Below are 25,239 nucleotides of genomic sequence, written 5' to 3' on the forward strand. Positions count from 1 at the left end.
CTTTCAGATCTTCCGGCACAATGCTTCGAGCTGGTCGGTGGCCTTGCCCCAGCCTTCGTGGAAGCCCATCTCGCGATGGGTGTTGCAATCGGCCTCGGTCCAGTGGAGCGCCCGGGCGAGGTAGTGCGTGCCGCCGCCCGCATCGGCGAGGGTGATGATGCCGGTGAAGAACGGCTTTTCCGCGGGCTCCCAATCGCCGATATAGGCGTCGGTAAAGACCAGCCTTTCGTTCTTCACCACCTCGAGATACTGGCCGGCATTGGGAAAGCGCTGGCCCTCCGGTCCTTCCATCACCATGAAGCTGGCACCGCCCGGGCGCACGTCCATCTTCGCCTCGGTCACCCTCCAGGGCAGCGGGCAGAACCATTGCATGAGGAGGTCGGGCTCGGTCCAGCAGCGCCAGATCTTCGCGCGCGGCGCGTTGACGACGCGCTCCAGCACCAGCTGGCGCGGGCCGTCGGTGTGGGTCTGGTTCATGGCGCTTCTCCTGGCAAATCGAGATCGGGGGTGGGGGCCGGGTTGGACAGGTTCCGCAGGGCCTGGAAGGCGATCGCGGCGGCCAGTGCCAGGGCGGCGGCGGAGATGATCGAGATCACCTGGAAGGAATCGACATAGGCGGCGCGGGCGGTTGCAACCAGCGCCTCGCCAAGGCCGTCCGTCAGCTGTGCCGCCGCAGCGAGGGCGCCGCCCAACGTGTCGCGCGCCGCCGCCGCGGCATCCGCCGGCAGGTTCGGCGGCAGGTCGGCACCGACCGTCGGCCGGTAGATCGCCGTCACGACCGAGCCCAGGATGGCGATGCCCAGCGCACCACCGAATTCCGAACTGGTCTCGGCCATGCCGGCGGCAAGACCGGCCCGCTCCGGCGGCGCCGCGCCGATGATGAAATCGGTGGTCAGGGTGAAGACCGACGCCATGCCGAGCGACATCAGGACATAGGCGGTCACCACCAGAGCGAGGTCGCCCCGTCCGCCCGTCACCTGGGCCATGACGACGAAACTGGCTGCCGTCAGGGCGAGGCCGCCGGTTACCACGCTGACGCGCGAGACGTGGCGCACCAGTACCGGCGTCAGGTTCGAGCCGATGATGAAGGTAATGCCGGACGGCGCCGACCAAAGGCCGGCCTCGAGCGGAGACAGGCCGATCACCAGCTGCAGATACTGCGCCACGAAGAGGAACGAGCCAAAGGCGGCGAAGACGGCAACGATGTTGATGCCGAGTGCTGCCGTGAAACTCGGCCGCCGGAAGAGGGCGAGGTCGATGAAGGGCTGGGCGAGGCGCTTCTGCCGCTGCACGAAGACATAGCCGATGGCGATGCCGGCGGCGATCGTCGCCAGGGCAACAGCATCGGGTCCGCTCTCGGCGATGCGCTTGATGCCGTAGATGACGGCAAGTGTCGTTGCCAGCGAGAGACCGGCGCTGACCAGGTCCGGCCGGCCGGCATCCGGATCGCGATATTCCGAGAGCAGGAACGGCCCCACCGCCAGAAGCAGCAGCATGATGGGCACGTTGAGCAGGAAGACCGAGCCCCACCAGAAATACTCCAGCAGCACGCCGCCGAGGACCGGGCCGATGGCGCCGCCGGCCGAGAAGCTGGAAATCCAGATGCCGATGGCGACGGTGCGCTCGCGCTCGTCGAGGAACATGTTGCGGATGAGCGAGAGGGTGGAAGGCGCAAGGGTCGCCGCGGCTAGGCCCAGCACCGCGCGGGCCGCGATCAGCTGCGCGACGCTGCCGGCGAAGGCGGCGAAGATCGAGGCCACCCCGAAGAAGGCGGCGCCGATGAGGAGCAGCTTGCGCCGGCCGATGCGGTCGCCATAGACGCCCATCGGGATGAGGGCGCCCGCCACCACGAAGCCGTAGATGTCGATGATCCAGAGCAGCTCGGTGCTGGTGGGACCGAGATCGGCGCTGAGATGCGGGACCGCCAGGTTGAGCACGGTCAGGTCCATCGCATAAAGGAGGCAGGGTAGTGCCAGCACGGCGAGGCCGATCCATTCGCGCTGCGTTGCCTTGGGTGCGGGGTTGAGGGAAGGGGTGTCGGTCGCGGTCATGCTCCGCTCCTGGCGGCAGAAGGGTGGCGATTGGTGGGCGTACCGCCGGCGGGGCGCCAATTGCCGTCGTGGCAATGGATGCCCCGCCGGGGCGGCAGATGCACGTCGTTTGCGGGCGACGGAGCGGCTAGAGGTCGACGATCACCTGGAAGCCGCCATAGGACATGCGCTTCATGTCGAAGGGCATCAGTTCGGGGCCCATGCTGGCGAGGCGGGGATCCGCCATCACCTTCCTGTTGACCGCGTCGCGATGCCGCTTCGATTTGTAGCCGATCCAGGAGAAGATCACGGTCTCGCCCGGTTTTAGCCTGGCCAGCTTCCCGAAGGGGGTCCCGAACTTGACCGCGATGTCGTCGGCGACACATTCGCGGTAGTCGAGTGCGCCGTATTCCTTCCACACCTTGCCGACCTTGCGCGAGATGCGGCGATAGGCGTCGATCTTCTTCTTCGGGCAGACGACCACAAATCCGTCAATGTAAGCCATATTGCCTCCTAGTCCCGGCCGATGGGCGACACTCACGGATGGTCGACGACGATCATCCAGGGCACGCCGAAGCGATCGGTCGTCATGCCGAACTTCTCCGAGAAGAAGGTCTTGGCCAGCGGCATCATCACCTGGCCGCCTTCCGACAGCGCGGTGAAGAAGCGGTCGGCGTCGGCGGCACTGTCGACCAGCAGCGCCTGCGACGTGCCGGCGAAGCTGGGCTTGCCGCTGTTCATGCCGTCTGTCGCCATCAAGACTGTCTCGCCGATGCGGAATTCGGAATGCATGATCTTTTCCGCTGCACCAGGACCGAGGCAGCCTTCCGGCGGCGCTCCGTTCTGGAAGTCCGGGTTCTCCCGGAAGCGCATGACCGTCGTCACCTCGGCCCCGACCGCCTTCTTGTAGAAATCGAGCGCCTCCTCGCAGCGGCCTTCGAAAGACAGATAGGATTTCACCTGCATGACCATATCTCCCATTTGCGGTTGGTGGTGCGTTGCCGCGGCCTGCGGCGGAGATGTGAAAAGCGACAGAAGGAACATGTTGGCAGACCTGCCTTGCCGCCGATTTCGCCTGATACCTGATTTCGCCTGATACCTGACCGTCCGGTCCAAAAGCCCTGCGACAAAATAGGGCTTTTGTGGACAGCGTCCACAAGCCTATAACAAACAAAATGGACGCTGTCCACATCCGTTCTGTTACATTTTTGTCAGATCGGGCTTGGGCTGCGGGCGGGCCAAACTGGCAGCCGTAAATGGGGCGGTGCCGGTGCCCGGGAAACGGAATGGCGGATGAGTGAAAAGCCGCGGCAGCAGGCCGCCGCATCCGGCGCGGGCACGCCAGGATCGGCGCAGGGGCCAGATCGCAAGCCGGATGATCGCAAGCCGGATGAAAGCAGGCGCGACCGGACAGGCGCAGCGCCGACACGCAGCACCTATCGGCATGGCGATCTGCGTCGCGCGCTGATCGAGGCTGGCATTGACCTGGCGCGCCAGGGCGGGCCGGAGGCAGTGGTGCTGCGCGAAGCGACGCGCCGCGCCGGCGTCGTGCCGAATGCCGCCTATCGCCATTTCGCCGGCCGCCAGGACCTGCTGCAATCGGTGCGCTCGGCCGCCCTCTCGGCCCTGGCCGAGGCGATGGAAGCGGAGATCGACAAGACCGCGGCCATTGCCGATCCCGGCGGGCAGGCGCGCGCCAGGCTGCGCGCGGTGGGCACCGGCTATCTCAGATTCGCCTTTGCCGAGACGGGCCTGTTTCGCATGGCCTTCGCCCCGCTCGAGGGGGTGCGCATCGCCGGCGATGCGCGCGAGCCGGCGGACCCGGCGAATGCCGGCAGAAGCGGCCTCAACCCCTTCCAGCTGCTGGGTGCAGCACTTGATGCGATGGTGGAGGCGGGCGTTTTGCCGCCGGCGCGGCGGCCGGGGGCGGAGTTCCTCGCCTGGTCCAGCGTCCATGGCCTTGCCATGCTGGTGATCGACGGCCCCTTGCGCGGCATGCCCGAGATACAGATCGAGGCCGTGAGCCAGCGCCTCATTGCCATGGTGGAAAAGGGGCTGTAGCCAGGCCGGGTGACGTCCCCTTGGCAAAGGGCCTAAGATCGGACCCTGACCGGCAGATTGGAGGCGGCCCGATGCCGACCGAACTCAGGATCGATTTTGTTTCGGACGTCTCCTGTCCGTGGTGCATCATCGGCCTTCGCGGGCTGGAGATGGCGCTCGCCAATCTCCAGCCGGAGATTACCGCCGAGATTCGCTTTCATCCCTTCGAGCTCAACCCGCAGATGGGGCCGGAGGGGGAGAATATCGTCGAGCATATCGGCCACAAATACGGCGCCTCCCCCCAGCAATCGGCCGAGACGCGGCAGATGATCAAGCTGCGTGCCGCCGATCTCGGCTTCGACATGCGGATGACCGAGAACAGCCGAATCTACAATACCTTCGACGCGCACCGCCTGCTGCACTGGGCGGCGCTGGAGGGCAGGCAGCATGCGCTGAAGCACGCGCTGTTCTCGGCCTATTTCACCGACAACCGCAACATGTCCGACCATGATGTGCTGCTGGTGGCGGCGGCGAAGTCCGGGCTCGATGCCGAGATGGCGCGCAAGGTGCTGGCCGAGGGGCGCTTTGCCGAGGAGGTCCGCGCGGCGCAGCGCTTCTATCGCGACCAGGGGATTCATGCCGTGCCGGCGATCATCATCAACGGGCGCTATCTCATTTCCGGCGGGCAGCCGGTGGAACTGTTCGAGAAAGCGCTGCGCCAGATTGCGGCGGCGGCCTAGTCGAGCACGTCGCCCATGGCGGGATTGCGCTTGCGCCCGGTGACCATGGCGCGGACCAAGTTCTCGCCATGGCGCAAGCTGGCCAGAACGACACCGAGAATGTGAAGCGCTACCAGGGCCAGCATCGCATTGGCGAGGAATTCGTGGAGTTCCTCGACCCATTCCTCGCCCCAATAGGCATCAGTGGTATAGAGCCAGCCGCTGAAGCAGAGCGCGGACATGACCACGAGCAGGGCAATGATCATGGCGCCGCCGGCCGGGTTGTGGCCGAGATAACGCGCCTCGCGGCCGGTCGCGATATCGCGCAGATAGGCGGCGACATGTCCGGGGGAACGGACGAACTGGCTGAAGCGGGCAAAGCGCGTGCCGAGCACGCCCCAGACCAGCCGGAACAGGATCAGGCCAGCGGCCGCATATCCCGTCCATTCGTGCAGCAAGCGCCAGTCGTCAGCGCTTGCCCAGGCGACGCCGAAGCTCGCCACCAGCGACCAGTGGAAGATTCTGACCGCCATATCCCAGATTCGGACCATCGCCGCCTCCCTGCTCGAATCGCCCCAATCAATCCTGCTTCAGCACCTCGAAGGTCTTCGGATTGAAATACGTCTCCATGCGACTGCCCTTGGCATCCGTGCCGTAGACTTCGTAGCAGCCGTCATCGATCTTGATCTTCTTGACGGTCCAGCCCTCGTTCTTGAGCATTTGCTCAAGGGCTTCCTTGGGCTGCCATTCCGCTTCCGGCACCTTGCACAGATCCTCGGCGCGCGCGGCACCGGCGCCGATGACGGAGAGCAGAGCGAGGGAAAGAACCAGCTGTTTCATGATGCATGCCTCTATGGCTTGGGTTTCGGTGCGGGCACACTGCCCGGCAAAGATGAAACCAGACTGACGAATGCCGGCGGCCCGCGCGCCAAGGTGTCGCAGAGGCGCCGGCGAAGCTGACGGCGAAGATGACAAACCAGCTGGCCGATCTTCAGCCTGATGTAAGTTGGTTGCGTAAGGATACGTCCCGAGGAGTGCGATTCATTCTCATGCGAGTCCTGCTGGTCGAAGACGAGGCCATTCTGGGTGCTGCCGTGCGCGACCACATCGCCGCGGCCGGTCATGCCGTCGACTGGATGCAGAACCTGGCCGACGCCGAGCTCTCTCTCCGCTCGGTCGATTACGGCCTGGTGCTGCTGGACCTCGCACTGCCGGACGGTTCGGGCCTCGACCTGCTGCGCAACCTGCGGCGGCGCAACGACCGCCGGCCGGTGATCATCCTGACCGCCAGGGATCGGATCAGCGACCGGATCGACGGGCTCAATGCCGGCGCCGATGACTATCTGGTGAAGCCGTTCGACCTGGACGAATTGACCGCGCGGATCGGTGCTGTCGCCCGGCGCGCGAACGACAACGTAAGTCCGGTCCTCCCGGTTGGGGAACTGGAGATCGCCCAGACCATCCGGCAGGTATCGCGCCGGGGCGAGCGGATCGAGTTGACGCGCCGCGAGTGGGCTATCCTCGACGAATTGCTGCGCCGGCCCGGCGCCATAGTCAGCCGCGAACGCCTGGAAGAGGGGCTCTACGCCTTCGGTTCGGAGATCGAGAGCAATGCCGTCGAGGTCTATGTCAGTCGTCTGCGCAAGAAGCTGGGAAAGGACGTCATCCATACGCAGCGCGGCCTGGGTTACCGACTTGCCCTTGGACAGCGCCCTTGAAACCGGTGGCGCAATCTACCCGGAAGGTCAGCATCGCCCGGCGACTGATGCTGACACTGGGCGCTGCTGTGCTGGTGCTCTGGCTGATGGCGGTCGGCATTTCGACCGCCATCATCGCCGACGAGATCAACGAGGTCTTCGACAGCGCCCTGCAGGAAACGGCGCAGCGCCTGCTGGCGCTGGCGGAGAACGGGTTGGAAGGGCGCGAGACCGAGGCCCGAAGCCTTGCCATCGGCAGGGATCACGAGGACCACGAGGAATACCTGATCTATCACCTGCGCGACCGAAACGGGCAGGTCCTGTTGCGCTCGCATGATGCGCCAGACGAGCCCTATGACATTCCGCTGGTCGAGGGTTTCTTTCACAGCGACGGTCGCTACAGCTATACCGAGGCAAGTTCCGATCGGTCGCTCTACATTCAGGTGCTGGAGCAGCCGGGCCATCGGGTCGAAGCGATCGTCGAATCCGCCCTCGGGCTCGTGCTGCCGCTGGGGTTTCTGCTGCCGCTGGCGGCCATCGCCAGCTATCTCATCATTCGACAAAGCATGCGACCGATCCACCGGCTGCGCAGCGAAATTGCGAGCCGCGGCGGCCACGACTTGTCAGTCGTTCCGGTCGAGAACATGCCCGTCGAACTTATGCCGATCGTCAAGGATATCAACCGCCTGCTGCGGCGTCTCGACCGAACCCTGAAGGCCGAGCGGGATTTTGTCGCCAACAGCGCCCATGAACTGCGCACGCCCGTTGCCGCCGCGATCGCGCAAAGCCAACGGCTGGCGGCGGAACTGGGCGATTCCCCGCAGCGCGTGCGCGTCGATCAGGTAATCCAGGCCTTGCGCCGTCTGGCCGCACTAGCCGAGAAGTTGCTGCAATTGGCACGAGCGGAAAGCGGTAGCGCGGCCAGCGACGAGACTGTCGATCTGTTGCCGGTCATCGACCTGGTGCGCGACGAGTTCGAACGCCAGCCGGACAAGGCAAATCGCATTGTCTGGCGCGACCCGCCCACGCGCCTTGCAGCGCCGATCGACATCGATGCCTTTGCCATCCTGCTGCGCAACCTGATCGAGAATGCCATCAACCACGGCGCGCCCGGGGGACGGATCGAGCTATTCGTCGACGTGGCGGGCGATCTGCATGTGGTGAATGCGGGGCCGGTCGTGCCACCGGCCGAATTGCAGCGACTTACCGATCGATTCGCCCGCGGCCGTCAGGCAGGGGCGGGTTTCGGGCTGGGTCTCGCCATTTCGGCCATGATTCTCCGGCAGGCGGGTGGCGACCTCTTCATGCGGTCTCCGGCGGAGGGCCGCGGCGATGGTTTCGAAGCGATCATTCGACTGCCGGCCGGCCAAGGCTGATCCATCGCGGACCCCAAACGTAGACATTGGTGTGAGAAGTTCTGGCCAATCGGCCAGGAATTGTTCGGAATGATTTTCATTTTAACGTGACATTAATTCTGAAAAACACACAATGATCCGTTCTTCAACCAAAGAGGGTTTATCTAAAATGCAACATATCGCCATATTCAGTGTGGGTGCTGCGGCAATCGCCGGGTCCCTGCTGCTCGGCTGGCTCTGGCAGATGGCATCAGCCGGTGCGGTGCCGGCCTGGCTCAAGCGCATCCATGAGAATGAAGGTCGTGGCCCGGGTGCAGGGGACCATCTCTGACGGCGCTGCTTGTCACTCCGCGGCCGCCAAACAGTGGATCGGGTGGCGGTGAAGACTCGGGCCCTTCGGGGCCCGTTTCTCTTTTTTCAATGTGCTGTCAGGCGCCGAACCGCGCCGGGCCGTAAGGAGTGAGAAGGGGGTGGCGGTCCCCGCGCAGTATTTCGGAAGCTGCCATGGCGCCAATCGCCGGCGCCAGGGTGATGCCGGAATGGGTGACTGCGAGGTAGAGATTGTCATGTGCCTGGGAGAATCCGATGGCCGGAAATTCGTCCCCCGGCAGCGGCCGATAGCCGACGGTGTAATGGTCGAAGGCGAGGCTATCGCCATCTTGCAGCAGGGTGCGCATCGCCGACAGGATCCTCTCTGCCACCGCCTGCGGCTGCGTCCCCGGATCGGCGCCGCCGAAATCCGAACCGGCGATGAGACAGCCATCGACGCGCTGACGTATATGCAGTTCCGGCGCCATGACGAGGCCGTTGAGGAGCGGCGGCGCCGGCTTGGTCACGACGAGGAGGCCGGGCGGCGCCGACATGGGCAGCGCGATCCCGGCGCTCATGGCGAGGCGATCCGTGGCCGCCCCGGCCGCCAGTACGATGAGATCGGCGGCGACGCGGTCATCGCCGCACGATACGCCGGTGATGCGCGCGCCGACCAGGTCGAGGGCGGTTACCTCGCGATGCGGCAGGAATTTGGCGCCTCGGGCGATGGCGGCGTGCAGCAGCGCCTCGGCCGCAGCCAGGGGTTCGACGGCACCTTCCTCGGCGACATGGATGGCGCGGGCCGGTGGATCGGCCAGTTGCGGCTCGATCCTCCGGGCCTCAACGCGATCGACCAGACGGATGCCATAGCCCCAGGAAGCATGTTCGCTGGCATAGGACTCGAGCCTTTCCGGCGGCAGGTCCCAGAGCAGACCGCCGGACCAGTTCACGGAGATCTCGGGGACCTCCTGCGCCAGACGCCGCCATTCCTGCATCGATTGCCGGCGCAGGCGGAAATAGGCTTCCGGATTGCCCCAACTGGCATTGATCCACGCCCAGGAATGGCGCGTGGCAAGCCCGCCGCCGGGACCGGCATCCAGGATCGTGACATGGGCACCATCACGGACGAGGTGCCAGGCGATGCTGGCGCCGATGATTCCGGCGCCGATGACGAGGCAATGCGGTTGGTCAGGCATGATGGCCAAACGCTCGCACATTCCGCAGCCGCGCGCTAGGCTGCTGGCAAGAGATACGAACAGGAGCGATCATGTCCTTGCCGCATGGCCTGCTGGAGCGCGACCAGAGTTGCCTTGTCGTCATCGACGTGCAGCAATATTTCCTGGCCAAGCTGCCGCTGCATGAGCGCGGGCCGCTGGTCGAACGAATCGCCTGGATCATCCGCGTGGCGCGGCTGCTCGACATCCCGGTCATCGCGACCGCCGAGGACATCGCGCGGGATGGGCCGATGGTGCCGGAACTTGCCGGCGAATTGCCGGCAGGCACGGAAATCTATGACAAAATGGTCTTCGGCCTGATGGGCCAGGCAGATATCGCGGCGGCGATCGCCGCGACGGGGCGGTTGCAATGCGTGTTGGTCGGCATGGAGACCGATGTCTGCATCGCGCATTCCGCGATCGGCCTGATGGAGGCTGGCAATCGTGTCGCAGTCATCTCCGACGCGACCGCCACCCCACCGCCGCATCACGAGGCCGGCCTGCAGCGCATGGCACAGGCGGGGGTCACCATCACCAACACCAAGGGTCTTTATTACGAATGGGTGCGGGACCTGGCGACCGACGGCCGCGTCCGGCCGCAGATCAACCGGCCGCTGCCGGCGGGGCTGACATTGTAATGAGAATTTGATCCATGAGAGGATTCATCGGCGCTCTCACCGGCTGTGTGGTTTTGGCAACGGCCTCCTTGGCGCAGGACGTGATCACGAGTGAGAAACTCGATGCGCTCGTCGATCAGATCTTGCCGCATTGGTACTTTGATCCCGGCGCCGCACACCTTTGTCCGCGGCCGTTCGAAGTTCGGGTACTGCTCGGGACAGACGGTGACGTAACAGGAGTGCAACATGCAGGCGACTTTGACGCCCCGCATTGCGAAACACTATTTCAGTCACTTCGACGTGCATTCATGATCAAGCAGCAGCTCGAGATGCCGTCGGGGGTGACTCTGACGGCAATCAAGCTGGTGGTGGATCCGAAGATGTTGGGCGGTATGTGAATGCTGGGACAAGACAAACAGGGCGCGACGATGGTTCGCCGCGCCCTGTTTGCGAACCGGTATATACGCCAGCCTTACAACGACGCGACCTTCTTCTTCAGGATGTCGATCAGCGCCTGCACCTTGCCGCCCTTGGAGGAGATCACCGAGGTGAATTCCTGGCGGTGGGTTTCGGCAAGGCTGAGTCCCTCGACGCGGACATCCGTTATCATCTGCTTGCCGTCCAACACGGCAACGTCCCAATCGACCCGGGGCTTGCCCTCGGCACCTTCGACGATGGTGAAGATGGTGGCGCGCTCGCCATCCTCGCGGACACGCTGGACCGCCAGCGTCTGGCCGGAATATTCCGAGAAGCGCTTGCCGTAGACGGCACTCATATACTGAGTAAAGACCTCGACATATTCCGCCTGCTCTTCCGGCGTGGCACGGCGCCAATAGGCGCCCAGCGTGTGCCGGGCAAGTGCCGGCATGTCGAAGAACTCCTGCAGGATCGGCAGCAGCCTGGCGGCGCGTTCCTTGTCGGTTGTGGCCGCCGACAAATCGGTGATGGCGCGGGTGGAAAGGCCCTTGATGAAGATCTCGAGCGCGGCGGCATCGGCGGCGGCAGGCCGGACCAGGGCGAACGGGGCGAAAACTGAAATGGCGACGGCCGAAGCCGCCGCCATTCCAAACGATCTGCGATTGAGCATAGGAGCGAATGGCCTCCCGGTCAGTTGGCTTCCGACAGCTGATCGGCCTTTTCAGGCACCGGCTGTGCCACGATGATCGGCATTTCGTCGCCATCGGCCGGGATCATGTCGTCATTGGTTAGCTGGCTCAGCACGGCCTCGGGATCCTCGCCATTCTTGATGGCGTCGTTGCGGTGCTGGCGGTAGAGGCTACGGATCGTCGCGTAGAAGTCGACCGAGCCCTTCTGCAGTTCGGCGATGGTCTCGAGGTTGCGAGCGCGCGTGTCGATACCCTCGACCGCGAAGCGCGTCGTGTTGATCCAAGAGACGTTGTAGACGTAGCCGACCCAGGTGAGGGGATCGAGCACGTAATCGACCAGCTTGCCGGAGGCGTCGCGCGGGTTGCTGGGGCCAAGCAGCGGCAGATGCAGGTAGATGCCCTCGTCGGCACCCCAGACTGCCAGCGTCTGGCCGAAATCCTCATCGTGATAGGGCATGCCGAACCACCAATCGGCAACATCGAACAGGCCGCCGATGCCGAGCGTGGTGTTGATGGCAAAACGCGCCGCGGTGTCGCCGGCGCGACCGCCCTCGCCCTGGAACAGGTCGTTGAACAGGATCACCGGCGTCCGCAGGTTGCGCACGAAGCTGCGCACGCTGTCCTTGGCCGGATCCGGCAGGGCGATGTTGTAGTAACCGGCGAAAGGCTTGAACAGAAGTTCGTCGAGCCCGTGATTGACCTCGAAGAAGTAGCGGTTCATCGGCTCCAGCGGGTCGTTGGCCTCGTTGAAGGCCTGCACGGCGACGTCGTCGCTGGGATCCGGCGGCGTCGCACAACCCGCGGCCAGCAGAACCGTCGCGATGGCACTCGCCTTCAGCGTCGACTTGGCAATCGTCATCAACCTAGACATAGAACCCCTAACCCTTTCCGGTAGCCCGGTCTCGAACAGTTGAACCCACTCTTCGTCTCGAACCGCTGCACCGTCCCCCGAGCAGCAAATGCTATAAAATCTTACCACAGACTGTCGTGCCCATCCGCACGCCTCATTTCCGATCCGCCGTTCTTCGCCTCGCCTCGCGGCGCGGCATGGCGCTAAAGCCACAACGCTACGGTCGATTGTGACGTCGAATGATTAACCAAGCGTAAGCCAAAAGGCCAGCATGACTCGACGTGATCAGGCCGTGGCGTTTGATAACACAGGGGTTTTGAGACTTCCAGACGAGTCCGGGCGACAATCCCACACTGGTTGTGAGAGTCTTGCGGCTATGTGACAAATATGCCGCAGAATTGTATCGGAATGCCGGTCGCCGCTCACCGTTTCGAGATTGAGGTCCTAGCCTGGGTCGCGAGTCGGACGCGCCGTTCGGGCGGAACCCGGCCCGCCGATCCGTCCGCATTTGGGGTCGGAGAGTTTTCGTTCTTGCTTTCACTTTGCTTTCAGATTTAATGAAGGCGATCATTCGCCTTCAATGTTGGTGTCCGATGTCCCGCCATCAGGCTAACCGAGCTGTCCGGCGCCAGAACCTGATCGAGGCGGCCAATGCGGTGATGGCCGCCCGCGGTTTCCGGGGTGCCGGCATTGCCGAGATCGCCGCCGCGGCCGGCATCGCGCCCGCCAATCTCTATCGCTACTTCGCCACCAAGGAAGATCTGGTCCTGGCAATCGTCATGGCGCAGCGGGCCGAGATCGGCCGATGCCTTGCCGAGGCAAGGCAGGGTGCGCGCGGTGCCCGAGACGCCCTCAGGCGCTTCATGACGGCCATGACCCGCGCTGCAATCGAGCCTCGCATGCGCGCCATGTGGCTGGAGATCCTGGCGGAGGCGGCGCGCAACCCGCGCATCGCCCAGATGCTCGCTGCCGACGACGCGGTGCTGGCCGCTGCGTTCCGTGAGCTGATCGAGGCAGGGCGCGCAGCCGGCGAGATCGCCGCCGGTGCCGACTCGCCGGTACTGGCGCACCTGCTCATCGCGCTGATGGATGGCGCGATGGCGCGGGCGGGCTATGACGCTGCCTTCGACCTTGACGCGTTCCTGGCCGCCGGCGAGGCCCTGCTTTTCGCGCAAGCCCAAGCGGCGTCATGACGGCAACGGCGATGGCCGTCGGCCGTCGGCGCTGGCTGCTCCTCGGGCTGCTGTCGGCTGCCATGCTGCCGATTGCCATCGATTCCACCATCCTCTATATCGCGGCGCCGTCGCTCGCCGCCGGCCTGCAGCCGAGCGCCCGCGAATTGCTGTGGATACTGGATCTCTATTCGCTGCTGCTGGCGGGGCTGGTGATCGCGACGGGGCCGCTGGGCGATATTGTCGGCCACAGGCGGCTGTTGCTGGCGGGGCTGTTGCTCTTCGGCATGGCTTCGCTGGCGGCGGCCTCGGCGCCCAGCCCGGCATTGCTCATCGCCGCAAGGGGCCTGCTGGCCTGTGGCGGGGCGATGATCGTGCCGGCCACACTGTCGATCATCCGTCAGGTCTTCGTCTCGGACAAGGAGCGGGCAATTGCCATCGGCGTCTGGGGTGGCGTCGCCTCCGGCGGCACGGCGCTGGGACCACTGGTCGGTGGCGTGCTGCTGGAACATTTCTGGTGGGGCTCGGTGTTCCTGATCAACCTGCCGGTGGTTGCCGTGCTGATGCCGCTGCTGGCGCGATATCTCGGCCGCCATGCGCCCCTGGGCCCGGCGCAACGACCACCCCTGTGGCCCGCGATCCTCGGTATCGCCGGCGTCATCGGCCTTGCCTATGCCCTGAAGGTACTGGCGACCGAGCCGGATGCACCGGCGGTCCTTGTCGGAATTGCCGGTCTGGCATTTCTCGGTGTCTTCGCGCGTTCGCAGTGGCGGGATCCGAATCCGCTCCTCGATCTTCGGCTGCTGGCGGCGCGGCCGGTGGTCGCGGGTGCGCTGGCTGCCTTTCTGCCGTTCCTGGTGTTGGCCGGTTTCGAGCTCGCCCTGGCGCAACAACTCCAAAGCGTGATGGGCCTGTCGCCGCTTGCGGCAGCCTGGTTCCTGTTGCCCATGCCGCTCAGCGCCCTCGTGATGGGCCCGCTGGGCGGTCGCCTGATCGGGCAATTCGGTGCGCGCGCCATCCTGGCAGCGGCACTGGTCACGGCGGGTGGCGGCTATCTTGCGCTGGGGGCCTATGACCTCGTCCAGGTGCTCTGGGCGGCGGTGCTGACACTGACCGCAATCGGCGGCGGCCATGGTGTCGCGATGATGGCGGCATCGCATGCCATCATGTCCGGCGCGCCGCCGGCCCGCGCCGGCAGTGCTGCCTCGATCGAATCCGTGGTGTTCGAACTGGGCACCGGCTTCGGCATCGCCATCTTCGGCAGCCTGCTGGGGGCGATGTTCCTGCAGCGCATGGGCGGGGCCGGGGGCGCAACTCTGCCGCCCGGTACCATCGGCGAGGCCCTGGCGGCAGCCGCCTCGATGGAGGAGCCAGCGGCAACGATGCTGCGCGAGGGTGCAAGGCGCGCCTTCGCCGCGGCCTTCGATGTCAGCGCGATGACAGCCGGTGCGACGATGCTGGCCGGTGCCGCGCTGCTGTTCCGGCTGACGCCGAAGCGTACCTAGGCGGCTCGCCTGGCAAGGCGGGCCTTGATGCTGGCTACATCGGCACGCGGTGTCGCCGCGAACAGCGTTCGGGTGTATTCGTGCTGCGGGTTCGAGAACACCGCATCGCGGCTGCCGTATTCCACCGCCTCGCCGAAATACATCACCATCACCTCGTCGGCGATGTAGCGCACGACCGAAAGGTCGTGACTGATGAAGACATAGGTCAGGTTGAATTCGTCCTGCAGATCGGCCAGCAGGTTGAGCACCTGGGCCTGTACCGAGAGGTCGAGCGCCGAGACCGGTTCGTCCAATACCAGCAGCTTAGGCCGCAGCATGAGCGCCCGCGCGATGGCGATGCGCTGGCGTTGCCCGCCCGAGAACATGTGCGGATAGCGGTTGAAATGCTCCGGCTGCAGGCCGACCTTCTTCAGCATCTCCATGGCACGGTCGTCGCGTTCCGATTTCGGGGTCTTGCTGTTGATCAGCAGCGGCTCGCCCAGCACGTCGCCGATCTTCTGCCGGGGGTTGAGCGAGCCATAGGGGTTCTGGAAAACGATCTGGACCTTGCGCCGCAGCTCCGGCGTCATGCCCTTCCTGACGATATCGATTTCCTCGCCGTCGATGGCCAACTCGCCGGCGGTTGGCGCCTCGATCATGGTGATCATGCGGGCAAGGGTCGACTTGCCGCAGCCGCTTTCGCCCACGACAGCCAGCGTCTTGCCGCGGGCGACGTCGAAGCTGACGCCCTTGACGGCGTGGATGGTGCGACCCTTCGCGAACAGGCCGCCGCCCAGGTGATAGTCGCGCTTCAGGTTGCGCGCGGAAAGGACGGTGTCGTTCATGGCCGCGCCCCCTCTCCGGCGGACGGTGCCGGCGTGAAATCCTCCATCAGCCCGGCGATGGTCGGCAGACGGTCGCCGGTCGCATTCTCCGGCAGGGCCGAGAGCAGCGCCCGGGTATAGTTGCTCTGCGGGTTCTCGAACAGGGAGAGCACGTCGGCCTCCTCCATCTTGCGGCCCTTGTACTGGACGATGACGCGGTCGGCGGTTTCGGCCACGACGCCCATGTTGTGGGTGATCATGATGAGTGCCATGCCGTGCTCGGCCTGGAGCTGCATGAGGAGGTCGAGAATCTGCTTCTGGATAGTGACGTCGAGCGCCGTGGTGGGTTCGTCGGCGATCAGCAGTTTCGGGTTGCAGGCCAGCGCCATGGCGATCATCACGCGCTGGCACTGGCCGCCCGACATCTGGTGCGGAAAGGCGTTGAGGCGCGCCGCCGGATCGGGGATGCCCACCTGGGTTAGGAGCTCGACGGCGCGGTCACGGCGCGATTTCTTGTCGAGGCCGAGATGGAAGCGCAGCACTTCCTCGATCTGGAAGCCAACGGTGAAGCAGGGATTGAGGCTGGCGATCGGCTCCTGGAAGATCATGGCGATTTCCTTGCCGATGATCCGGCGCCGTTCGCCGGCACTCATCGCCATCATGTCGCGCCCGTCGAAGACCATGCGCTCGGCACTGACCTTGGCAGTCCAGGGCAGCAGACCCATGACCGCCAGCATGGAGACCGATTTGCCCGAGCCGCTCTCGCCGACGATCGCCAGCACCTCGCGGGGATCGACCTGAAGAGATACGCCGTCCACCGCCCGGAAGGGACCGGCCGCCGTATCGAATTCGACCACCAGATTGCGGATGTCGAGAAGTGCCATGGTCACGACCTCTTCAGTTTGGGGTCGAGGGCGTCGCGTAGGCCATCGCCCATCAGGTTGATGGCGAGTACGGTAATGAGGATGGCGAGGCCCGGCATGGTGACCACCCACCAGGCACGGAGGATGAATTCGCGCGCTTCAGCCAGCATGGTGCCCCATTCCGGGGTCGGCGGCTGCGCGCCCATACCGAGGAAGCCCAAGGCCGCTGCGTCGAGGATGGCAGAGGAAAAGGAAAGCGCCGCCTGGACGATGAGTGGTGCCAGGCAGTTCGGCAGGATGGTGTTGAACATCAGGCGCGGTGCCCGGGCACCGGCGACCTTAGCGGCAATGACATAGTCGCGGTTGCGCTCCGAAAGCACGGCCGCGCGCGTCAACCGCACGTAATGCGGCTGCTGCACGATGGCAATCGCGATCATGGCATTGGTCAGGCTGGGATCGAGGATCGCCACCAGGACCAGGGCCAGCAGCAGGCTGGGGAAGGCCAGGATGATATCCATCACGCGCATGATGAGCGAATCCAGCCAGCCGCCGACGTAACCCGCGATCAGGCCGAGGATGACGCCGACAACGAGGGCGCCCGACACGACGATGCAGCCGACGAACAGCGAATAGCGACTGCCGTGAATGAGGCGCGAGAGGATGTCGCGTCCGACCGCATCGGTGCCGAGCAGGAAGCGCGGATCGGCCCCCTCCATCCAGAAGGGCGGCTTCAGAAGGGCGTCGCGATACTGCTCGATCGGACCATGGGGGGCAATGACATCGGCGAGGACAGCGACGGCGCAGACAAAGAGAAATATCCAGAGACCGATGACGGCGCCGCGGTTCTCCGAGAAATAGAACCAGAATTCGCGCAGGAGTGCCGCACGGTCGCCTTCGAGGCGCGGTGCGCCGGATGCCGGTGAAGCAGATTGTGCCATGGTTCCTTACCTCACATGCCGGATCTTGGGGTTGATCAGGCCATAGAGCAGATCAACGACGAGATTGACGAACATCACCACCAGCGCGATCAGCAGCAGGCCACCCTGTACCGAGGGATAGTCGCGCCGGAAGATGGCATCTACCATCCATTTGCCGATACCGGGCCAGGAGAAGATCGTCTCGGTGAGGATGGCGCCGCCCAGCAGCACGCCAACCTGCAGGCCGATCGTGGTGATGACCGGGATGAGGGCGTTCCTGAGCGCATGCAGGCCGATCACGCGGAAGGGTGTCAGGCCCTTGGCGCGCGCGGTGCGCACGTAATCCTCGCCCAGGACCTCGAGCATGGCGGAGCGCGTCTGCCGCGCGATCACGGCCAGGGGAATGGTGCCCAGCACGATGGTAGGCAGGATCAGATGCTGGACCGCCGAGGCGAAGGCGCCCTTCTGCCCGGAGAGCAGCGAATCCACCAGCATCAGACCGGTAACCGGGGGGAAAAAGAACATCAGCGAAATGCGGCCGGAGACCGGGGTCAACTGCAACATGCCGGAGAAGAAGATGATGAGCAGCAGCCCCCACCAGAAGATCGGCATGGAATAGCCGATGAGGGCGGTTCCCATGATCGACTGGTCGAGCCATGAGCCGCGCCTGGTGGCGGCAATGATGCCCGCGGGAATGCCGAGGATTGCCGCGAAGATGATGGCACAGAGCGAGAGTTCCAGCGTTGCCGGGAAGAGCGCCATGAACTCGACCAGCACGGGCTTCTTGGTGACGAGCGAGGTGCCGAGATCGCCGCTCATGACATTGCGCAGAAAATCGAGATATTGCAGCCATATCGGCTGGTCGAAACCGAACTGCTGCATCAGCTCCGCATGCCGCTCCTCTGATACGCCGCGCTCACCGGCCATCAGCACGACGGGGTCACCCGGCAGGACGCGAATGAAGCCAAAGGCGGCAATGGTGATCCCGATGAAGGTCGGCACCAGCAGGCCAAGTCGGATCAGGATGAAACGCAGCATGAATCTCGATTTCCATTAGACAGAACCCCCTTCCGCGGGTCGCGCGGAAGGGGGTTTGGGATCAATTCCTCTGATCGGGAATTATTCCTCGATGTCAACGCCATCGAAGCGGTGGATGCCGAGCGGGCTCATCTTGTAGCCCTTCACCTTCTTCGACATCGGCATGAACACCACCGAATGCGCGATGGTGGCCCAGGGCGCTTCGCGCTTGAAGACGACCTGCGCCTCTTCATAGAGCTTGGTCCGCTCGGCGATGTCGTTGGTCACCTTCGCCTTCTGCACGAGGTTGTTGAATTCCTCGTTGCACCATTGTGCCCGGTTGGCGCCGCCGACCGCATCGCAGCCCAGCAGGACGGCGAGGAAGTTGTCCGGATCGCCATTGTCGCCGGTCCAGCCCAGCAGCACGGCACCGTCGCGGTCCTTGGCCTTGGAGAGGTCGAGATACTCGGCCCATTCATAGGACACGATCTCGGCCTCGACGCCGACCGCCTTGAAATCCGCCTGGATCAGTTCGGCCATGCGGCGGGCGTTCGGGTTATAGGGACGCGAGACCGGCATCGCCCAGATCTTCATGCTGAGATTCTTGACGCCTGCCTCGTCCAGCATGTTCTTGGCCGCGCCCGGATTATAGGGGTCGTCCATGATGCCGTTGTTGTAGGACCACATGGTCGGCGGGATCGGGTTCTTGGCCGGCTGGCCGGCGCCCTGGAACACGGCGTCGAGGATCGCCTGCTTGTTGATCGCCATGTTGAGCGCCTTGCGCACCTTCGGGTTGTCGAATGGCGCCTGGGTCGTGTTGTAGGCGAGATAGCCGACGTTGAGGCCTTCCTGCTCCATCACGTTAAGGTTCGGATCGGCCTTCAGGCTGGCGAGGTCGGCCGGATTCGGATAGGGCATGATGTGGCATTCGCCGGCCGCCAGCTTCTGCTGGCGCACCGAGGCGTCGGTGGTGATGGCGAAGATCAGATCGTCGATCTTTTCCTTGCCCTTGTAGAAGCTGGGGTTCGCCTTGTAGCGGATGACAGCATCCTTCTGATAGGCGACGAACTGGAACGGGCCGGTACCGACCGGCTGCTGGTTGAGCATTTCCTTGGTGCCGGCGGCTTCCAACTGGTCGGCATATTCCTTTGAGACGATCGAGGCGAAATCCATGGCAAGATTCGCGATCATCGGCGCTTCGGGGCGGTTGAGCACGAACTTCACGGTATAGTCGTCGACCTTGACGATGTCCTTGAGGAGATCCGGCATCGACATGCCGTTGAAGTATTCCCAGGAAATGCCCGGCGTGTATTCGTGCCAGGCATGATCCTTCTTCCACTGCCTCTCGAAGGAGAACAGCACGTCGTCGGCGTTGAAGTCGCGGGTCGGCGTGAAATATTCGGTGGTGTGGAACTTGACGCCCTTGCGCAGGTTGAAGGTGTATTCGAGGCCGTCATCCGACACATCCCAGCTCTCGGCCAGGCCGGGAATGGTCTTGGTAGTGCCGTTCTCGAACTCAACCAGCCGGCTGTAGATGGCCTGGCCGGCGGCGTCGAAGGTGGTTCCGGCGGTATAGGGTGCAGAATCGAACCCTTCCGGCGAACCTTCCGAACAGAAAACCAGGGTCTTGGCTTCGGCGGTGGCTGCGAAACCAAAGGCAATTGCCGCGGCCGCGACGGCCCCGAGCAGGCGATGTTTCATATGGATGTCTCCCAATTGGACGTCATGTGACGATCTTGAAGCCGACCGGCATCGCGCATGGGCGCGGGCGGCCGGTGCAGTTCTTGACCTGGATGCGGGCAGGCTCTTGTTATCAATGCGTGTGGCCCTGCCTTGAAAAAACCGTATTCCCCTTCAAAGGCTTGAGTCAACGCCGGCTTGACCGTTTGGTTACAAAACCGGCGCTCGGCCGGGCCGAGACTTCGATCCGCCGGGATGCTCAGCCGGAATGCCGGTCCGTTAACCATTTGCTTGACCGGCAATGGCGCCTTCGGCATCGTCCAGCGGCGCCAAGGCTGCCTTGAGTCTCCGTGACCCTCAGTCTCACCGGCGGCAATTCCAACGCTTACCGTTTCCAAAAGGATGCCCGGCATGTTCGACGGCCCCGTTCCAGCCCCCTTCGTCAATACCGGCCAGAAGGTGTTGCCGGAATGGATCGACGGCAACGACCACATGAACGTCGCCTGGTATCTGCGGGCCTTCGACGATGGTTTCGACAGCACCTATGAGGCGCTCGGCCTTGGCTATGCCGAAATCAAGAAGACCGGCTTCTCCACCATGTCGGTGGACGTCCACATCTCCTATCACCGCGAGTTGCTGCTGGGCGCACCCTTGCGCATTACCACGCAACTGGTCGATCACGACAGCAAGCGCGCCCATTGGATGCAGGCGATGTATCACGCCGATGAGGGCTATCTCGCCGCCACCTGCGAGTGGCTGATCCTGTCGATCGACATGAAAGAGCGCCGGGTGGCGCCGATGCCGGCGCAAATTCTTGATCGCCTGGCGGCGGTGAAAACGGCCCATGCCGGGCTTCCGCTGCCCGCGCCGCTTGGCCGGACCATCTCGATTCACAACCGGAAGAAGTAGTTTTAAGGAATAGACCCAAGAAACACCGCGTGGCAGCCGACAAGCGGTATGAGCAGACGCATTTGTCATTATAAATCAAATGACTAGGCGGTGCCGCCCTGATGCACAAGGATGCCTTGCCCTTGTTGGCTTCATTCAATATATCTAGCGCCCGCCGAGCGGGCCGGTAACACACCGGCGCCCGCAACCCGGATTGGGGCGTAGCCAAGCGGTAAGGCAGCGGTTTTTGGTACCGCCATTCCCAGGTTCGATCCCTGGCGCCCCAGCCACACGCAGAAAACGCGCAGCCGATTGCCATCATGGCAACGGTCACAGCCCCAGCGCCCCGCGGCAACTGCCATTTGGCGCCTGCGAGGACGCCAGCACCGCAGCCCCCTTTCGCGGCGAAGAAGAGCGCGGCATAACCTTTGCACAAGAAGAGCCATTCGCGGAGGAATCTGCGTCTGTCGGGCTAGGATACCGGGTTGGCGATTTCCGTCGCCGCCGCCCTTGGGCAAACGAGGTGGCCCGCGTCCACCGAGCGGCCAGGTTGCGGGGGAAGCCTGAAATGTCGCGATCGACTTGTAACGAACTGCCGTTTGGTACGTAGCAATCCAACAGCCCGCTCGGCTGCGGCGGGCGAGCCAGTGCAGGATCGGCATGCATTTGAGACCTCGGAACAGCGATGACAAAGCAGCGCACTGGACGCGACCATCCAAATTCGACCGCAACCTGATCGTGATCGGCGCCGGCGCCGCCGGTCTGGTCTCGTCCTATATCGCAGCCGCGACGCGGGCAAAGGTCACGCTGGTCGAGGCAAACAGGATGGGGGGGGATTGCCTGAATTTCGGCTGTGTCCCGTCGAAGGCCCTGATCAGGAGCGCAAAACTCGCGCATCAGATGCGCCAGGCCAGTTCGTACGGATTGGCTCCGACCACGCCCGAAATCCGCTTTGCCGATGTCATGGAACGAGTGCACCGGATCATCGAGGAGATTGCCCCCCATGACAGCATCGAGCGCTATACCGCGCTCGGTGTCGAGGTCGTCAGGGGTTTTGCCAAACTGGTCGACCCCTGGACGGTCGAGATCGATCAAGGCGGCGATGGAATCAGGCGGCTGACGACCCGTGCCGTGATCATCGCCACCGGTGCCGAGCCCTTTATACCACCCCTGCCCGGGCTCGCCGATATCGGCTACCTCACCTCCGATACAATGTGGGATGTACTGCGCCAGCGTCCGGCGCCACCGCGTCGACTGGTGGTGTTGGGTGGCGGGCCAATCGGCTGCGAACTCGCCCAGAGCTTCGCGCGGCTTGGCTCCGCCGTCACCCAGATCGAAATGGCCCCCCGTCTCCTGCTGCGCGAGGACGCGGAGGTATCCGAAATCGTGCGCTCTGCATTGGCAAGGGATGGGATCGACGTGCTGACTGGCCACCGGGCGCTGGTTTGCGGTACCGGCACCGATGGAAAGTGGATCGAGACGGAACATGCAGGCGAGCGGCGGCGCCTCGCTTTCGACGACCTGATTGTCGCGGTCGGGCGCAGCGCGCGCCTCACCGGGTTCGGCCTCGAGGACCTTGGCATTCCGGTTGACCGCGTGGTTGAAACGAATGCCTATCTGCAGACGCGCCATCCGAACATCCTCGCTGCCGGCGACGTGGCGGGCCCTTATCAATTCACCCACACCGCCGGCCATCAGGCCTGGTTTGCGACGGTCAACGGGCTGTTCGGAGACATAAAGCGCTTCAAGGTGGATTACAGCGCCATCCCCTGGGCCACCTTTACCGATCCCGAGGTTGCCAGGGTCGGCCTCTCCGAAGCCGAGGCCCGGGAGAAGAACATCCCGTATGAAGTGACGCGATTCGACCTCAACGACCTAGACCGGGCCATCGCGGACAGCGCGACCCATGGCTTCGTCAAGGTGCTGACGGTTCCAGGCAAGGATCGCATCCTGGGTGCCACCATCGTCGGCGTCCATGCAGGCGATCTCGTCGCCGAATTCGTGCTGGCGATGAAGCACGGCCTCGGCCTCAACAAGATACTCGGGACGATCCATATCTATCCGACGTTCGTAGAAGCGAACAGGCAAGCCGCCGGAATCTGGCGACGGGCTCACGTCAATCCGCGCCTGCTGGCGATGCTGGAATGGTTCCACCGATGGAGGCGTGGATGATCGATGCACGACTCCAGCCGCTGCAGCGCACCCTGCTGCGCCCGGCCGCCATGATCATGGCGCGCCTCGGCATCCATGCAGATGCGCTAACCCTGTTCGGTTTTCTGGTCGGCCTGATTGCGTTCGCGGCGCTGGCCGCCGGGCAGTGGATGGCGGCTCTGATGCTGATCCTTGCCAACCGGATTCTGGACGGACTGGACGGTGCAGTTGCCCGGATCAATGGTCCGACCGATCGCGGCGCCTTTCTCGACATAGCGCTCGATATCGTATTTTATGCCCTGGTTCCGCTCGGCTTCGCTGTTCACGACCCGTCGGCCAACGCGCTTCCCGCCGCCATCCTGATCGTGTCCTTTGTCGGTACCGGATCTTCATTTCTCGCCTTCTCGATCATAGCGACGAAACAGGGGCGCCAGGCGGACGCCTTTCCCGCAAAGGGGATTTTTTACATTGGTGGCCTGGCGGAGGGTTTCGAAACGATCGTCGTTTTCGTCGCATTTTGCCTGGTGCCGGCATATTTCGCGGAGATAGCGTATGGCTTTGCAGCACTTTGCGCCGTCACGACGGTCGTTCGCTGGTATCAGGGCTGGGTGGTGTTCGCTGAACGCCGCGACCAGGAATGAACGCAGGCCCGACAGATGCAAGTGCGACACCAGATAGAACACCAAATCATTTCCCGCCGAGGAATTCTCGGCGGTGTCTTGGCTGCAGCTGCAGCCGTGGTACAGCCCAGGGCAGTGCCCGCGTCGGAACTTGACGCGTTCCTTCCCAGGGGCCAAGGCAAGATCGACCACCACGCATTTGACGTGCTTCTGCAGCGCTTCGTCAAACCGGATCACGCGCGCTACAACCGCGTGGACTACCGTGCCTTCGGGGAAAACGACCGCAAGGAGCTGAAGGGCTACATTGATGCGCTGGCGGCAATCGACCCAGCCGGCCTGTCGCGCAACGAGGCATATGCCTACTGGATCAATCTCTACAATGCCAAGACCCTGGACATTGTCCTCGAACACTATCCGGTTGCGTCGATCAGGGAGATTGATCTCGGCGGCGGCTTTTTTGCCGATGGTCCCTGGTCCAAGAACGTCCTCAGGATAAACGGGATCGATCTCTCGCTGGATGATATCGAGCATCGCATCGTGCGGGCGCAATTCAAGGACCCGATGAGTCACTACGGCCTCAACTGCGCCTCCTATTCCTGCCCCAATCTGGCGCAAGCGGCTTATACCGGCATTTCAATAGATACGGCGCTCGCCCGCACCGCAACCGACTATATCAACCACCGCCGGGCCATCGACATTCGCGGCCGCGACATCGTCGCATCGAAGCTCTATTCCTGGTATGCGGAGGATTTCGGCGGCGAGGCGGAGCTCAAGACGCACTGGCAATCCTACGCATCACCGTCACGCGCAGCGGCGCTCGAAGACGCCGACATCCGAAGTTACCGATATGACTGGGCACTCAATGATGTCTGATGACGGTGAAAAAGGTGCTCCAACCGCGAGTACCGGGAATTCCGGACGGAACCCGTGGCGCTTCCTGCCGGTGGCGTTTGTCGGACTCGGCCTTGGCCTCGGCTACGCGTTCGGATTCCAGGACTATCTCAGTCTTGGTTTTCTCGCCGAACAACGCGATGCCCTGAAGGCTTTTGTCGAGAGTAACCTCGTTCTGTCCGCCGTCTCGTTCCTGGTCATCTACACGCTGGCGGTCGCCTTCTCCTTTCCCGCAGCATCGATCCTCACCATCTTCGGCGGGTTCCTGTTCGGGTGGGTGCTGGGAAGCGTCCTAGTGGCCATCGCCGCCACAATCGGGGCAACCCTCGTATTCCTCGCGACCCGTTCGGCTTTCGGCGGCTTCCTGAGAGCGCGCGTGAGCGGCGTCGTCAAGCGGTTGGCGGACGGGTTCCGCGACAATGCCTTCGGCTATCTTTTCGTCATCAGGCTGGCGCCGATCTTCCCGTTCTTCGTCGTGAACATCGCTGCAGCACTTTTCGACATTAGCCTGGCCCGTTTTTTTGCCGCGACGTTCCTGGGCATTCTGCCTGGCACCGTGGCCTATGCCTATCTCGGCCAGGGCGTCGACAGCGTGCTTGTGGCGGCCCGTGAAGCAGGGCGGGAGGCGGAAATTTCCGACCTCGTCACGCCGGAGATAACATTTGCCTTTCTACTGCTTGCCGGCGTTGCCGCAATTCCGACAATTGTTTCGCAACTGCGGCGGCGAGGTTGACAGGCGCAAGGGCAGGTGCCGCAGGCGGAGTCGACAGCAGGCGCAAACCGGATCACAGATTG

General features: G+C 63.8%; 28 protein-coding genes and 1 tRNA gene. 15 read left to right on the top strand and 14 right to left on the bottom strand.

Translation table 11 applies throughout. The features are described 5' to 3' along the window. Positions 1 to 3: 3 nt before the first annotated feature. The 4 genes from A8950_RS02960 to A8950_RS02975 all read right to left on the bottom strand — a co-directional run bounded on the left by A8950_RS02960 (position 4) and on the right by A8950_RS02975 (position 2,996). Positions 4 to 477, bottom strand: a complete 474-nt coding sequence (locus tag A8950_RS02960) for an SRPBCC family protein (protein WP_133612119.1) — start codon at positions 475 to 477, stop codon at positions 4 to 6. Beyond that, the gene (locus A8950_RS02965; protein WP_133612120.1) at positions 474 to 2,051 is read right to left on the bottom strand and encodes an MFS transporter; all 1,578 of its coding nucleotides are present in this window, start codon (positions 2,049 to 2,051) and stop codon (positions 474 to 476) included. Before A8950_RS02965 ends, A8950_RS02960 begins: the two co-directional genes overlap by 4 nt. 127 nt (positions 2,052 to 2,178) lie before the next feature. Next, a complete protein-coding gene (locus A8950_RS02970) occupies positions 2,179 to 2,535 on the bottom strand; it encodes a DUF1428 domain-containing protein (RefSeq protein ID WP_133612121.1) in 357 nt (118 codons plus the stop codon). A gap of 32 nt (positions 2,536 to 2,567) precedes the next feature. Then, positions 2,568 to 2,996, bottom strand: coding sequence for a VOC family protein (locus tag A8950_RS02975; protein ID WP_133612122.1), 429 nt, complete (start codon positions 2,994 to 2,996; stop codon positions 2,568 to 2,570). A 327-nt stretch (positions 2,997 to 3,323) separates the two neighbouring features. On the opposite strand from A8950_RS02975, the gene A8950_RS02980 reads away from it, so the two are divergent. Next, positions 3,324 to 4,091, top strand: a complete 768-nt coding sequence (locus A8950_RS02980) for a TetR/AcrR family transcriptional regulator (RefSeq protein WP_133612123.1) — start codon at positions 3,324 to 3,326, stop codon at positions 4,089 to 4,091. Positions 4,092 to 4,162: 71 nt separating this feature from the next. Continuing rightward, a complete protein-coding gene (locus A8950_RS02985; protein ID WP_133612124.1) occupies positions 4,163 to 4,810 on the top strand; it encodes a DsbA family oxidoreductase in 648 nt (215 codons plus the stop codon). Here A8950_RS02985 and A8950_RS02990 read toward each other — a convergent pair. Continuing rightward, positions 4,807 to 5,340 (bottom strand): cytochrome b/b6 domain-containing protein, encoded by a 534-nt coding sequence (locus A8950_RS02990; RefSeq protein WP_133612125.1) that lies wholly within the window; start codon positions 5,338 to 5,340, stop codon positions 4,807 to 4,809. The two genes, A8950_RS02985 and A8950_RS02990, sit on opposite strands and share 4 nt — an antisense overlap. Positions 5,341 to 5,368: 28 nt before the next feature. Continuing rightward, positions 5,369 to 5,629 carry a PepSY domain-containing protein gene (locus A8950_RS02995; RefSeq protein ID WP_133612126.1) on the bottom strand — a complete coding sequence of 87 codons (261 nt, stop codon included), beginning with the start codon at positions 5,627 to 5,629 and terminating at the stop codon, positions 5,369 to 5,371. Between the two features lie 209 nt (positions 5,630 to 5,838). Here A8950_RS02995 and A8950_RS03000 point away from each other — a divergent pair, with 209 nt between their 5' ends. The 3 genes from A8950_RS03000 to A8950_RS03010 all read left to right on the top strand — a co-directional run bounded on the left by A8950_RS03000 (position 5,839) and on the right by A8950_RS03010 (position 8,172). Beyond that, positions 5,839 to 6,507 carry a response regulator gene (locus A8950_RS03000; protein ID WP_133612127.1) on the top strand — a complete coding sequence of 223 codons (669 nt, stop codon included), beginning with the start codon at positions 5,839 to 5,841 and terminating at the stop codon, positions 6,505 to 6,507. 5 nt (positions 6,508 to 6,512) lie between these two features. Next, positions 6,513 to 7,862, top strand: a complete 1,350-nt coding sequence (locus A8950_RS03005; protein ID WP_133612128.1) for a sensor histidine kinase — start codon at positions 6,513 to 6,515, stop codon at positions 7,860 to 7,862. Positions 7,863 to 7,974: 112 nt separating this feature from the next. After that, on the top strand, positions 7,975 to 8,172 hold the full coding sequence (locus tag A8950_RS03010; RefSeq protein WP_133612129.1) for a hypothetical protein: 198 nt from the start codon (positions 7,975 to 7,977) through the stop codon (positions 8,170 to 8,172). A gap of 97 nt (positions 8,173 to 8,269) precedes the next feature. Here the strand turns inward: A8950_RS03010 and A8950_RS03015 are convergent, their stop codons facing one another. After that, positions 8,270 to 9,346, bottom strand: a complete 1,077-nt coding sequence (locus tag A8950_RS03015) for an NAD(P)/FAD-dependent oxidoreductase (RefSeq protein WP_133612130.1) — start codon at positions 9,344 to 9,346, stop codon at positions 8,270 to 8,272. 71 nt (positions 9,347 to 9,417) lie between these two features. Between A8950_RS03015 and A8950_RS03020 the strand changes: the two genes are divergently transcribed. Both A8950_RS03020 and A8950_RS03025 read left to right on the top strand, forming a co-directional pair. Further along, the gene (locus A8950_RS03020) at positions 9,418 to 10,002 is read left to right on the top strand and encodes an isochorismatase family protein (protein WP_133612131.1); all 585 of its coding nucleotides are present in this window, start codon (positions 9,418 to 9,420) and stop codon (positions 10,000 to 10,002) included. A 14-nt stretch (positions 10,003 to 10,016) separates the two neighbouring features. Continuing rightward, positions 10,017 to 10,379 carry a hypothetical protein gene (locus A8950_RS03025; RefSeq protein ID WP_133612132.1) on the top strand — a complete coding sequence of 121 codons (363 nt, stop codon included), beginning with the start codon at positions 10,017 to 10,019 and terminating at the stop codon, positions 10,377 to 10,379. A gap of 74 nt (positions 10,380 to 10,453) precedes the next feature. Here A8950_RS03025 and A8950_RS03030 read toward each other — a convergent pair whose 3' ends face one another. Together A8950_RS03030 and A8950_RS03035 are read right to left on the bottom strand one after the other, a co-directional pair. Beyond that, positions 10,454 to 11,044 carry an MlaC/ttg2D family ABC transporter substrate-binding protein gene (locus tag A8950_RS03030; RefSeq protein ID WP_166644966.1) on the bottom strand — a complete coding sequence of 197 codons (591 nt, stop codon included), beginning with the start codon at positions 11,042 to 11,044 and terminating at the stop codon, positions 10,454 to 10,456. Positions 11,045 to 11,088: 44 nt separating this feature from the next. Then, positions 11,089 to 11,946: an MlaA family lipoprotein gene (locus A8950_RS03035; protein ID WP_166644967.1), complete on the bottom strand. Its 858-nt coding sequence runs from the start codon at positions 11,944 to 11,946 to the stop codon at positions 11,089 to 11,091. A 584-nt stretch (positions 11,947 to 12,530) separates the two neighbouring features. Between A8950_RS03035 and A8950_RS03040 the strand changes: the two genes are divergently transcribed. Both A8950_RS03040 and A8950_RS03045 read left to right on the top strand, forming a co-directional pair. Next, positions 12,531 to 13,130: a TetR/AcrR family transcriptional regulator gene (locus tag A8950_RS03040; RefSeq protein ID WP_166644968.1), complete on the top strand. Its 600-nt coding sequence runs from the start codon at positions 12,531 to 12,533 to the stop codon at positions 13,128 to 13,130. A gap of 11 nt (positions 13,131 to 13,141) precedes the next feature. Further along, positions 13,142 to 14,614, top strand: coding sequence for an MFS transporter (locus A8950_RS03045; protein ID WP_166644969.1), 1,473 nt, complete (start codon positions 13,142 to 13,144; stop codon positions 14,612 to 14,614). On the opposite strand, the gene A8950_RS03050 is transcribed toward A8950_RS03045, so the two are convergent. The 5 genes from A8950_RS03050 to A8950_RS03070 form a co-directional block, all read right to left on the bottom strand. Next, positions 14,611 to 15,438, bottom strand: coding sequence for an ABC transporter ATP-binding protein (locus A8950_RS03050; protein ID WP_133612137.1), 828 nt, complete (start codon positions 15,436 to 15,438; stop codon positions 14,611 to 14,613). The genes A8950_RS03045 and A8950_RS03050 overlap by 4 nt on opposite strands. Further along, positions 15,435 to 16,301 (bottom strand): ABC transporter ATP-binding protein, encoded by an 867-nt coding sequence (locus tag A8950_RS03055; RefSeq protein ID WP_133612138.1) that lies wholly within the window; start codon positions 16,299 to 16,301, stop codon positions 15,435 to 15,437. The genes A8950_RS03050 and A8950_RS03055 overlap by 4 nt, the downstream gene beginning before the upstream one ends. A gap of 2 nt (positions 16,302 to 16,303) precedes the next feature. Next, positions 16,304 to 17,218, bottom strand: a complete 915-nt coding sequence (locus A8950_RS03060; protein ID WP_133612139.1) for an ABC transporter permease subunit — start codon at positions 17,216 to 17,218, stop codon at positions 16,304 to 16,306. A 6-nt stretch (positions 17,219 to 17,224) separates the two neighbouring features. Continuing rightward, entirely contained in the window at positions 17,225 to 18,235 is a 1,011-nt protein-coding gene (locus A8950_RS03065) for an ABC transporter permease subunit (RefSeq protein ID WP_133612140.1), read from the bottom strand. A gap of 81 nt (positions 18,236 to 18,316) precedes the next feature. Further along, positions 18,317 to 19,915, bottom strand: coding sequence for an ABC transporter substrate-binding protein (locus A8950_RS03070; RefSeq protein ID WP_133612141.1), 1,599 nt, complete (start codon positions 19,913 to 19,915; stop codon positions 18,317 to 18,319). Between the two features lie 390 nt (positions 19,916 to 20,305). On the opposite strand from A8950_RS03070, the gene A8950_RS03075 reads away from it, so the two are divergent. The 6 genes from A8950_RS03075 (at position 20,306) to A8950_RS03100 (ending at position 25,177) form a co-directional block, all read left to right on the top strand. After that, complete coding sequence (locus A8950_RS03075; RefSeq protein ID WP_166644970.1) at positions 20,306 to 20,803, top strand: thioesterase family protein; 498 nt, start codon at positions 20,306 to 20,308, stop codon at positions 20,801 to 20,803. Between the two features lie 194 nt (positions 20,804 to 20,997). Beyond that, positions 20,998 to 21,072, top strand: a tRNA-Gln gene (locus A8950_RS03080). A 370-nt stretch (positions 21,073 to 21,442) separates the two neighbouring features. Then, positions 21,443 to 22,954, top strand: a complete 1,512-nt coding sequence (locus A8950_RS03085; RefSeq protein WP_133612143.1) for a dihydrolipoyl dehydrogenase family protein — start codon at positions 21,443 to 21,445, stop codon at positions 22,952 to 22,954. Continuing rightward, on the top strand, positions 22,951 to 23,574 hold the full coding sequence (locus tag A8950_RS03090; protein WP_133612144.1) for a CDP-alcohol phosphatidyltransferase family protein: 624 nt from the start codon (positions 22,951 to 22,953) through the stop codon (positions 23,572 to 23,574). Before A8950_RS03085 ends, A8950_RS03090 begins: the two co-directional genes overlap by 4 nt. 15 nt (positions 23,575 to 23,589) lie before the next feature. After that, positions 23,590 to 24,426: a DUF547 domain-containing protein gene (locus tag A8950_RS03095; protein WP_133612145.1), complete on the top strand. Its 837-nt coding sequence runs from the start codon at positions 23,590 to 23,592 to the stop codon at positions 24,424 to 24,426. Further along, complete coding sequence (locus A8950_RS03100; protein ID WP_208109716.1) at positions 24,416 to 25,177, top strand: TVP38/TMEM64 family protein; 762 nt, start codon at positions 24,416 to 24,418, stop codon at positions 25,175 to 25,177. Before A8950_RS03095 ends, A8950_RS03100 begins: the two co-directional genes overlap by 11 nt. Positions 25,178 to 25,239: the final 62 nt, after the last annotated feature.

Origin of the sequence: Dongia mobilis (genome assembly GCF_004363235.1) — a bacterium.
Taxonomy (GTDB): Bacteria; Pseudomonadota; Alphaproteobacteria; order Dongiales; family Dongiaceae; genus Dongia; species Dongia mobilis.

Excerpts from the sequence above, each read along its gene's own strand:
- A8950_RS03090 (WP_133612144.1), top strand. The coding sequence starts at position 22,951 with ATGATCGATGCACGACTCCAGCCGCTGCAGCGCACCCTGCTGCGCCCG.
- A8950_RS03045 (WP_166644969.1), top strand. The coding sequence starts at position 13,142 with ATGGCCGTCGGCCGTCGGCGCTGGCTGCTCCTCGGGCTGCTGTCGGCT.
- A8950_RS03060 (WP_133612139.1), bottom strand. The coding sequence starts at position 17,218 with ATGGCACAATCTGCTTCACCGGCATCCGGCGCACCGCGCCTCGAAGGC.
- A8950_RS03050 (WP_133612137.1), bottom strand. The coding sequence starts at position 15,438 with ATGAACGACACCGTCCTTTCCGCGCGCAACCTGAAGCGCGACTATCAC.
- A8950_RS03075 (WP_166644970.1), top strand. The coding sequence starts at position 20,306 with ATGTTCGACGGCCCCGTTCCAGCCCCCTTCGTCAATACCGGCCAGAAG.
- A8950_RS03035 (WP_166644967.1), bottom strand. The coding sequence starts at position 11,946 with ATGACGATTGCCAAGTCGACGCTGAAGGCGAGTGCCATCGCGACGGTT.
- A8950_RS03010 (WP_133612129.1), top strand. The coding sequence starts at position 7,975 with ATGATCCGTTCTTCAACCAAAGAGGGTTTATCTAAAATGCAACATATC.
- A8950_RS02975 (WP_133612122.1), bottom strand. The coding sequence starts at position 2,996 with ATGCAGGTGAAATCCTATCTGTCTTTCGAAGGCCGCTGCGAGGAGGCG.
- A8950_RS03065 (WP_133612140.1), bottom strand. The coding sequence starts at position 18,235 with ATGCTGCGTTTCATCCTGATCCGACTTGGCCTGCTGGTGCCGACCTTC.
- A8950_RS03055 (WP_133612138.1), bottom strand. The coding sequence starts at position 16,301 with ATGGCACTTCTCGACATCCGCAATCTGGTGGTCGAATTCGATACGGCG.
- A8950_RS03070 (WP_133612141.1), bottom strand. The coding sequence starts at position 19,915 with ATGAAACATCGCCTGCTCGGGGCCGTCGCGGCCGCGGCAATTGCCTTT.
- A8950_RS03085 (WP_133612143.1), top strand. The coding sequence starts at position 21,443 with ATGCATTTGAGACCTCGGAACAGCGATGACAAAGCAGCGCACTGGACG.
- A8950_RS02980 (WP_133612123.1), top strand. The coding sequence starts at position 3,324 with ATGAGTGAAAAGCCGCGGCAGCAGGCCGCCGCATCCGGCGCGGGCACG.
- A8950_RS02965 (WP_133612120.1), bottom strand. The coding sequence starts at position 2,051 with ATGACCGCGACCGACACCCCTTCCCTCAACCCCGCACCCAAGGCAACG.
- A8950_RS03095 (WP_133612145.1), top strand. The coding sequence starts at position 23,590 with ATGCAAGTGCGACACCAGATAGAACACCAAATCATTTCCCGCCGAGGA.
- A8950_RS02990 (WP_133612125.1), bottom strand. The coding sequence starts at position 5,340 with ATGGTCCGAATCTGGGATATGGCGGTCAGAATCTTCCACTGGTCGCTG.
- A8950_RS02960 (WP_133612119.1), bottom strand. The coding sequence starts at position 477 with ATGAACCAGACCCACACCGACGGCCCGCGCCAGCTGGTGCTGGAGCGC.
- A8950_RS03000 (WP_133612127.1), top strand. The coding sequence starts at position 5,839 with ATGCGAGTCCTGCTGGTCGAAGACGAGGCCATTCTGGGTGCTGCCGTG.
- A8950_RS03015 (WP_133612130.1), bottom strand. The coding sequence starts at position 9,346 with ATGCCTGACCAACCGCATTGCCTCGTCATCGGCGCCGGAATCATCGGC.
- A8950_RS03025 (WP_133612132.1), top strand. The coding sequence starts at position 10,017 with ATGAGAGGATTCATCGGCGCTCTCACCGGCTGTGTGGTTTTGGCAACG.
- A8950_RS02985 (WP_133612124.1), top strand. The coding sequence starts at position 4,163 with ATGCCGACCGAACTCAGGATCGATTTTGTTTCGGACGTCTCCTGTCCG.
- A8950_RS03100 (WP_208109716.1), top strand. The coding sequence starts at position 24,416 with ATGATGTCTGATGACGGTGAAAAAGGTGCTCCAACCGCGAGTACCGGG.
- A8950_RS02995 (WP_133612126.1), bottom strand. The coding sequence starts at position 5,629 with ATGAAACAGCTGGTTCTTTCCCTCGCTCTGCTCTCCGTCATCGGCGCC.
- A8950_RS03040 (WP_166644968.1), top strand. The coding sequence starts at position 12,531 with ATGTCCCGCCATCAGGCTAACCGAGCTGTCCGGCGCCAGAACCTGATC.
- A8950_RS02970 (WP_133612121.1), bottom strand. The coding sequence starts at position 2,535 with ATGGCTTACATTGACGGATTTGTGGTCGTCTGCCCGAAGAAGAAGATC.
- A8950_RS03020 (WP_133612131.1), top strand. The coding sequence starts at position 9,418 with ATGTCCTTGCCGCATGGCCTGCTGGAGCGCGACCAGAGTTGCCTTGTC.
- A8950_RS03030 (WP_166644966.1), bottom strand. The coding sequence starts at position 11,044 with ATGGCGGCGGCTTCGGCCGTCGCCATTTCAGTTTTCGCCCCGTTCGCC.